Consider the following 3,124-nt stretch of genomic DNA (forward strand, 5'->3'; position numbering starts at 1 on the left):
ATTATATACTGCAAGTTCATTTTGACTTATATCAGTCGGTATTTTTGTAGTTGGTATTATAGCCGAATGGCTTTCTACCTTTGATGTATCAAATATAGATTTTTTATTTTTCATTTCTAAGATATTATCTTTATCTATTACATCAATTATTTTTTGTACCTTATCTTTTTCTGCTTCTGCAAGATACTCCGTATTAGTTCTAGGGTAAGTAACATATCCTTTTTCATATAAATTCTGAATGATTTTTAAACTATCATTAGCACTTAATTTTAGTTCTTTAGATAATTTATTTTGAAGTTTATCAAGGGAGAATAACTTCTTAGGTTGTTTTTTAACCTCTTTAACTTGAATATCTTTTACTATAATTTTTTCATTTAGCAATAGATTAGTTGCTCTTATACATTCTTCTTTTGTATCAAATTTTAAATCATCAATACTAAACTTTATAGTTTCATTATCTTTTGTTATTATGGCTTCGCCTTGATAATATTTTTTAGGGATAAAATTATTAATATCATAATTTCTCTTATATATAACTTCTACTATAGGAATAAGGACTCTACCAACTGGTAATGTATTTTGAGCTTTACAAGTTAATAATCTAGTTAAATTTATTCCATATATCCAATCTACACAAGTTCTAACAAATCCTTCATCATATAAAAGCTCATACTCATTATTGTTTCTAAGATTCTTTAATTCGTTTCTTATAGTTTCATTGGTTTGTTCTGGAAGCCATAATCTCTTTATATCCTTCTTACTTTCTAAGGAATTTTCTATAATTAACCTAATAATTACCTCGCCTTCTCTGTCAGCATCTCCACAATTAACTATAGTGTCTACATCATTTCTATTAACGAGCTTTTTTATCGTTTCAAATTGCTTCTTTACTCCTGTATCATCAATTAGTTTGAATTTATATTCATTAGGTATAAAAGGAAGTTCATCCATATTCCATTTACTTTTTTCTCTATTAAAATAGTCATCTATAGAATATAACTGAAATAGATGACCAAAACCAAATGTTACTATATAATTTTCATTTTCAAAATATCCATCATTTTTATTAAAATGTCCTCCTATAGCTTTTACAATAGTAACTGCTAAAGAAGGTTTTTCAGCAATTATAACTTTTTTCATATGTACCATGTTTTTTCATACTCCTTATATATTTTTTTTGATATACTAAGTTTGCGATATCTATTATTGTATATTTTAAAATCTCATTATTATTATTAATAAGAGTTTTACTCTTACCCAAAATATAAGGGTATTTATAAAAATAAATACCCTTACTCCCGATTAATGTTCATGGAGTATTTATTTTTATAAATACTCCATTTTTTATTTTATTTATAATTATTTTGCTTCAACTATTCTTCTGACATTTCCATTAAATACTTTGCTCCAATAAGAACTATTTAAATTATCTATCCAAACTCCTTTAGAAGTACCACAATGTAAGAATTTACCATCACCTAAATATATTGCAACATGACCGTTATATTTATATGTATTAAAGAAGATAATATCTCCTCTTACCATTTCATTAGGAGATACTGCTCTACCTTGTCTTGCTAATGAATCAGTTACAACACTTTTATAATCTCCTAAGTTTATTCCTGCTTCTGAATAGCACCAATGAACAAATGAGCTACAATCAAATCTTCTATGTGCAATATCATAAGGATTTCTACCACCACCCCATACATAAGGTGAGTTACCAACTAAAGGCATCCCTGCTGATATAGCTTTTTCTATTGTTTCATTATCTCCAACATAAGAACCATTACTAAAATCTAATCCGCTACCTCTATATTGCATAGCATATCTATATACTTTGTTAGGATAATCAAATCTTGCATTGTCTAAATCAACTCTCATACCATAACCGGGCCCCCCATTATAACAAGCATATGTACGTCTTAATAATTCTCTAAGTTCGCTATCATCTTCATTTGCATTCCAGGGAATTAAGTTCATATTTTCATTACTGTTATAATCTAGTTTCATAATCTTATTCTTTTTCCAAAGAACATAATTTGCATAATATCTTATTTCATAAGAACCACCGATTATTTGAGCTCTAACATCATTTAAGTATATATTCCACATTTCCTCACTACTTGAAAATGAATATCCTGCATTTTTATATATTTCACCTAGACCATTTCCTATTAGATATGCCCATAGGTCTTTTCCACTTGCCCAGTCAACCTTTTGTACTTGCATAATCCCATATGCCCCTAAATATGAGGTATTTGGGTTAAAGTTACTTTCTTGTTTAGCTACGGCAGCCAAAGCCCAGTTTGGAATATTAAATATTTCAGATGCTTCGTTAAAATATTGGATATACTCTGTTGGAACGCCACTTAAACTACCATGTACCCTCATACTATCATCTGTTACTTTACTAGCATAAAAAAGCATAACTATTGAAGTAATCAAAACAATAAAAAATAAAGATGCTGAACTAAAAAAAATAGTCAGCACCTTTAAAATATTTTTTAATAATCTTTTTTCTTGGCTATCTTTTGCATATTGCATTTTATCACCTACTTGAAGTTCTCAACAAAAGAATTTATTATCCAATTACTATTTTCTTTTGTTAAAGTTAATGTGTAGTCTTGTGGAGCATCCTCAATTTGAGTAGATAAATCATTATTAATCCAATCAGAAAATACACTTGTACTAACTGATACTTCATTTTCTTTCTTTTGAATATTATGTATTACTATTTTATTGATATTTCTATATACATAATATTCAGTTGCTAAATTTGATTCTACATCTATTTGTTTATTTAATTCTTCATATAAAGAAGGATTAATTGATGCCTTAACACTTTCTAATCTTGTTCTAGGATTAGAACCTTCACTTATACTACAAAAAGCCTTTAAAAAGGCTTCTACAGTATTTTTTATATTATTATTTTCTTCATCACTTAGACTATTTTCTTTAGCAAAGTCTTTTATAACTTCAATATTTTTCTTATCCTCAATTTGCTTTTTATCAAGAGTGTTATTTTTTTCTTTTAATGAGTATTGCTGAATTACATTTGTATTATCAGTTTCACTTTTATTTTTAACTTTATCTTTACTAGAATCTATTGCTATATAAAATC

At 27.1% G+C, this 3,124-nt stretch carries 3 protein-coding genes; all 3 read right to left on the reverse strand.

Features of this window, described 5'->3' with window-relative positions; all coding sequences use genetic code 11:
- The coding region (locus tag ABCP60_RS15785; RefSeq protein WP_343102172.1) for a DNA topoisomerase at positions 1-1,149 on the reverse strand (1,149 nt) is incomplete at its 3' end.
- Between the two features lie 210 nt (positions 1,150-1,359).
- Positions 1,360-2,547 carry an NlpC/P60 family protein gene (locus ABCP60_RS15790; RefSeq protein WP_343102173.1) on the reverse strand — a complete coding sequence of 396 codons (1,188 nt, stop codon included), beginning with the start codon at positions 2,545-2,547 and terminating at the stop codon, positions 1,360-1,362.
- A gap of 8 nt (positions 2,548-2,555) precedes the next feature.
- On the reverse strand, positions 2,556-3,124 hold a 569-nt coding region (locus ABCP60_RS15795), incomplete at its 5' end, for a hypothetical protein (RefSeq protein ID WP_343102174.1).

The sequence above is a fragment of the Romboutsia sp. MSSM.1001216sp_RTP31141st1_G3_RTP31141_220114 genome (assembly GCF_039031195.1).
GTDB lineage: Bacteria > Bacillota > Clostridia > Peptostreptococcales > Peptostreptococcaceae > Romboutsia_C > Romboutsia_C hominis.